The sequence below is a fragment of the Streptomyces sp. NPDC026417 genome (assembly GCF_055567695.1).
Genome location: NZ_JBVHPY010000078.1, coordinates 1 through 5,428, shown reverse-complemented (window position 1 = coordinate 5,428; position 5,428 = coordinate 1). Strand labels below are relative to the sequence as shown.

The following is a 5,428-nucleotide window of genomic DNA, read 5'->3' as shown; positions in this document are numbered from 1 at the left end:
CAAGCCCTCACTTCCAGCACCACCTCCACCAGGCGGCCGACGAGGCTCTGCCACGGCGTCTCGTCCTGGCGTTCCACCTCGTCGTCCCCCTTTGAGGCGGGCGCAGGGGGCGGATCGGTGCGGGCGCCGGCCGCGTGCTGATCGGCGCGGACGATGGTGGAGTCCACCGAGATGTCCCAGTCGATTTCACCTGCCGCGTCTGCTGCAGCCTGGACCTGCTGCAGCAGACGTTCCCAGGTGTCGTCGGCCGACCACAGCCGGTGGCGTTCGTAGACGGTTTCCACGGGCCGAACCGCTCGGGCAGGTCCCGCCACTGAACGCCGGTCCGCACCCGGTGCAGAATCCCGTCGATCACCTGACGGTGATCCCGCCACCGGCCGCAACGACCATTGCTCACCAGCAGGAAGGACAGCAGCCGTTCCCACTCGGCATCCGTCAGATCTCCCCGCCCCATGTCCACATCAACGACCCGTGGACGAAATAGTCACATGATCGGCCGGACAAGTCCTAGCAGCGAGTGACCATCGGCTTGCCTTCGCGAGCTCGCCCTTGGTTGCGAATTCCTCCGCGGTCCAAGCCGTCGGCAGATACAACCTCCTGTCCACCAGGGCCAATCCCTTTTAGGTCCGTCATTACCACGACCCTCACCCTATTTCAGGCGAATCCAAGCTCTGGTCCGCCGCTGCCTGGCCGCCGGTTTGCCGGCTGCGGGTCACCGCGGACGAGGCTTATGGACAAGACTGGCACTTTCGCCGCCTGCTCGAACAACTCGACCTCGGCTATGTGGTGGCGGTGCCCAAGTCCCAGCAGATCAAGTCCCTGGCCGGCATCTGACGCATCGACCAGCTCATCGAGGCCCCCCTGCCGATGCCTGGCAGCAACTCTCCCGCGGCAACGGCGCCAAAGGCCCACGCGTCTACGACTGGGCCGCCGCCAAGCTGCCCGCCAACCTCATCCTTGACCCGACCCGCCAACCCATCACCGTTGGGTAATGGCCCGCCGCAGCCTGTCCGACCCCGAAGAGATGGCCCACTACTCCACCAGCGGTTCCGAGTCCTGAACTGCGTTTTCGGTAGTGGCAGCGGCGGGCGATGGCTTGGTGGCGTCTTCTCCGGGCCGACCACTTCAGTGCGTGGGTGACAAGATCGCGGTCGGCTTGGGGGTGGGGCAGGAGAGTGTCCAGGAGTCGCCTGATTTCTGCCACGGTGAGCGGGACGAGGGCTGATCCGTTTCTGCAGCCCCCCTTTGCCGCATCAGCGGCCTGGGCGGCGATTGCTGTCAGGAAGGCGTGGGCGAGCATGGCCCGGGTGATGTGCCGGTACCAGCCGATGTTGCGGTGGACTTCGTACTGGTCCAGGCCGCATTCGTTTTTCGCGGCCTGGAAGCACTCCTTTGATCGCCCAGCAGGAGCCGGCGATCCGGACCAGCTCGGTGATCTCGATGCCGAGGGGTGTGTAGGCGAAAGTACTAAACTGCCTCACTTGACCTGGCACATACCCCGAATGGGTGAATAACGATGCCGATCCTCGATAATCATGAAGACGTGCTCCAACTACTACTGAGCTTGATTGGGTGATGTCGGTTCGTTTGCCTGACAGCCGGCACTCGGTACCGGTAGCCCTGGGGGGCGTGAGGTATGCGCAAGGTGGAGGGCTGACCGACGCCGAGAGGGCTGGGCGGGAGCGGTTACGGCTCCAGACCCTGGAGCGCTTCGAGGCGGGGCAGAAGAGCTCGGAGATCGCGACCGCGCTGCGCGTGAGCGAGCGGTCGGTCGAGCGGTGGCGCCGGGCATGGCGCGAGTGCGGCGAAGCCGGGTTGCTGTCGAAGGGGTCACCGGGAAGACCTCGGCTCAGTGAAGCCCAGATCGCTAGGCTGGAGAGGGAGTTGGGGCGTGGTCCGCTGGCGCACGGGTGGGCGGACCAGCGGTGGACGCTGGCACGGATCAAGACTCTGATTGGCCGGCTGTTCCATGTCTCCTACACGGTCGAGGGCACCTGGCGGCTGCTGAAGCGGCACGGTTGGAGCTGGCAGCAGCCGGCCCGGCGGGCGATCGAGCGCGATGACGCGGCTGTGGAGGTGTGGCAGAAGGAGACCTGGCCGCGGGTAAGACCATCGCGGCGGAGCGCGGGGCTTGGCTGGTCTTCGAAGACGAGGCCGGGCAGTCGCTGACTCCGCCGCGGGCGAGGACTTGGGGGCGTCGGGGCTGCACGCCGGTCGTGAAGGTGCGCGGCCGGGGGTCCGGGCGGGTGTCGATGGTCGGGTTGACCTGCTACAAGCCGGGCCAGCAGTCGCGGCTGTTCTACGCGGTCCGGGAGTACACCGGGCGCAAAGACCAGCCGAAGGGCTTCGGCTGGCGCGACTTCCGGGACTTGATCATCCGGGCCTGCATCCAGCTCGGTGGGCCAATTGTGCTGGTCTGGGACAACGTCCGGCTGCACCTGACGAGACCCCTACGCGAGTTCATCGAAGCAAACTCCGAGTGGCTCACGGTGTTCCAGTTGCCGACCTATGCCCCTGATCTCAATCCCACCGAAGGGATCTGGTCACTGGTCAAGCGCGACATCGGCAACCTCGCCGCGGCCAACCTCGCGGAGATCACTCGGGCGGTGAAGCGCCGACTGAAGACGCTCCAGTACCGGCCGACGGTGGTTGACGGCTGTCTGGGCGCCACTGGGCTGAGCTTCCAGGACTGCCTTGCTCAGTCCGCGGCCTCGTCCTGCGACATCGCCGTCACGCGGAAGCCATGCAGCTCAACGCTCCAGATGTCCACCACCGGCTCGGGGGCGTCCTCCTCGTCCGAGAAGCCTTCCACGTAGAAGCCGAAGAACTCCAGCAGCGATCGCTCGCCCAGCTCCAGCGGATGGAACGGCAGCGGGTATGGCTCCTCGTCCTCGAAGGGTGGAAAGGGCTCCACCGGGTGCCGGCCCTCCCAGTACGGAAGCTCGAACGGGAGCCGTTCGCCGATGTCCTCGATGACGCCGCTGTCCGGGGACAGGCTCAGTGAGCGTACGAGTTTGCCGTCGTCCCAGACCGCGAAGGCCAGCCAGTCGACGACACTGTGCATAGCGTGCAGATAGAGGCGACGGCCCCGGCTGGCCGCGACCAGGTGCTGCGGAAGTTCCGAGGGCCGGTCGAGCATGACCTCCTGGTCGCAGACCAGGTCAAGTCCCGACGCCGACAGCGCGCAGACGGTCCCCTCGGGCGGGTAGAGCGCGTCCGCCAGTTCCCAAGCCTCTTCGTCGTCCGCGTCTACGCGGTAACCGGGGCGAACCCGGGCAACCAGTGCCATAGCCCCGTCGATCTCACTCGTTGATACGTCTTGGAGCAGGTTGGCAATCGCATCGTCTGCATAGGCCAGCACTGCGGTCTTCGCTCCCATACGGTCTGTGTGAAGTCCTGCCGGGAGGCTACCAATCACCTCCGACAGACGACGAGCAGTCCACCCGATACCCCGGCCGACATCACGAGTTCAAGTTCAGTAGCAACCACACAAGGAAGGCAATTACAGAGGTTGAGCCAAAAGAGATGAATCTCTGAGTCGACGTAGAATCGGAATTCGACGGGCTCCTTCGGCGAATAGGCGCAGCCGCTCTAAGGATCGTTGCAAGTGGAGAATTTCGGCATTGCTGACAGAGAGCGGTAAAGTGCGCTGGAGAGCAAGGAGTCCGGTGTCGATGCAACAGTTCAACTCGGTGCCAGATTGCGACGTTCGCAGATCGTAACGTACAGTCCGCTCGTATTTCTCCGGAGCGAATCCCGGCCTGTAGCGTCGAACAAGTAGCTGCGCGCTCAAGGCAACCACTTCCCCACGGAAGGTCCCTGGGCCATTCCGGCCAGAGCCGAAGTCCAGTCTGGTTTGAGCGCCTACTTTACTCGGCGCATTTAGATAGACTACCGTGTCGAGATTGGCAACCCACCTTGTCATCAGGTCGGGTTCTACGAGCCACCGCATGATCTCTACATCGGAATTTCGAATGTTTATCGAACTGGCAAATGAGTATTGACTCCACTGATACTTCATGCGTTGGCGTCCATCTTTCGAAAATATGCTCCACCGAATGACGGAGCGGGATAGGATGGGACCACCGGGAATGTCAACTAACGGTATGGGCCCGGATGGTCAGGCGTGGCGTCAGGATACAGAGCTCGCCGCGGGAAGCCAACGGCCCCGGCAGCTGTTGGCATCGATGACGACCTATAGCTGAGGCGATACCCGCAGTTTGTGCTCGAAGTGAGATCGTGCGGGCACCGGCGCACCGTCGACGATGGAGGCGATGTCCTTGCGGCCAACAGACCGGGAAGACGGCCAAGCAGCGCTGCAAGCGGTCGAGGATCCTGTCTGCCTCGGGCCTCGAAAGTCCGAATAACGAAACACCTGCCAGACCCTCCTCCTCCGGATCATCTGGCGAGATCACCCGAGTGGAGACGTTTGTAGCGGCTCAGCGGAAATACACACCTCGAACGGAGCGATTCATCAATGCGGCCATGTGTCGATGGCTTTGAGTGTACTCACGATATTTACCCGTAGGGCCCACTAAATGCGTACACACTGCGGGCGGGCAGTAGAGCTGAAGGCTCAGCGGCACGCGGGACGGCCGACGTCGTCTCTACCGCTGCCTGCGACCACGCCCCGTATAGGCGCTCATCTCCCGACGCATTTTCTCGATCTATCCTGAGCAATGCCCCGCCGAACCTCCTTCCGTGACCGGCGCCATTCGCTCATTGAAGGTGCCGTCGCGGAGCATGTCGATCAGGACGTCGGCCCGACGTCGGGCGAGGCAGAGCATTGTGGTGCTTGCCCTGGTTGATCTTCTTGCCGTAGTAGGCCCGCCATGCCGAATCGCTGAGGGCAACGAACGCGGAGAGGGAGAAGACCCGTTTGAGCTGCTTGTTTCCTCTCCGGGACGGTTGCTCGCCACGGATCGAGGAGCCCGAGCTGCAGGCCGCCGGGGCGAGACCCGCATAGGCGGCAAGGTGGCCGGCGGTCGGGAAGGTGCTGCCGTCGCCGACCTCGATCAGGATGCGGGCTCCTGTCCTGACGCCGACTCCCGGCATCGACATCAAGACCTCCGCCTCCAGCAGTTTTCTCGATGCGCCCGGCCAAGCAGCTTGCGCTGGTCGAGGACTGCTGTGAGTGAGACGGCGAGACTCGGGACGATCAGCGCGCCTGCTTCGGTTCCCGGGACCGTCACGGTCTGCTCGTCCAGGTCGGCGAAAATCTCCTCAACCAGACGTTCGGCCATCCGCAGGGCTTGCCGTCGCAGCAAGGTGACCAGCTGTCGGTGGCCGCCCTCGCGGATCTGGTCCGGGGAGCCGAACCGTTGGAGCGGGGTTAGGCGCTGTTTCTCGGATCATGTGCGGAGCCAGATGATGAGTGATGCGACGGTGACGGTGCCGAGGTAGGTGTAGGCCCGTTTCTCGTAGCGTG

The 5,428-nt window shown here is 63.9% G+C and carries 1 protein-coding gene and 5 pseudogenes; 2 read left to right on the top strand and 4 right to left on the bottom strand.

Features of this window, described 5'->3' with window-relative positions; all coding sequences use genetic code 11:
* Positions 1–454 (bottom strand): annotated as a pseudogene (locus ACZ4NT_RS38610) (IS5 family transposase); the annotation flags it as partial.
* A 217-nt stretch (positions 455–671) separates the two neighbouring features.
* Here ACZ4NT_RS38610 and ACZ4NT_RS38605 point away from each other — a divergent pair.
* A pseudogene (locus tag ACZ4NT_RS38605) lies at positions 672–1,036 on the top strand (IS701 family transposase); the annotation flags it as partial.
* Positions 1,037–1,237: 201 nt separating this feature from the next.
* Here the strand turns inward: ACZ4NT_RS38605 and ACZ4NT_RS38600 are convergent.
* Positions 1,238–1,460: pseudogene (locus tag ACZ4NT_RS38600) on the bottom strand (IS701 family transposase); the annotation flags it as partial.
* Positions 1,461–1,629: 169 nt separating this feature from the next.
* Between ACZ4NT_RS38600 and ACZ4NT_RS38595 the strand changes: the two are divergent.
* Positions 1,630–2,681: pseudogene (locus ACZ4NT_RS38595) on the top strand (IS630 family transposase); the annotation flags it as partial.
* A gap of 17 nt (positions 2,682–2,698) precedes the next feature.
* Here ACZ4NT_RS38595 and ACZ4NT_RS38590 read toward each other — a convergent pair.
* Both ACZ4NT_RS38590 and ACZ4NT_RS38585 read right to left on the bottom strand, forming a co-directional pair.
* A complete protein-coding gene (locus ACZ4NT_RS38590; protein WP_402374693.1) occupies positions 2,699–3,379 on the bottom strand; it encodes a DUF6928 family protein in 681 nt (226 codons plus the stop codon).
* A 1,288-nt stretch (positions 3,380–4,667) separates the two neighbouring features.
* Positions 4,668–5,327: pseudogene (locus ACZ4NT_RS38585) on the bottom strand (transposase); the annotation flags it as partial.
* Positions 5,328–5,428 lie beyond the last annotated feature (101 nt).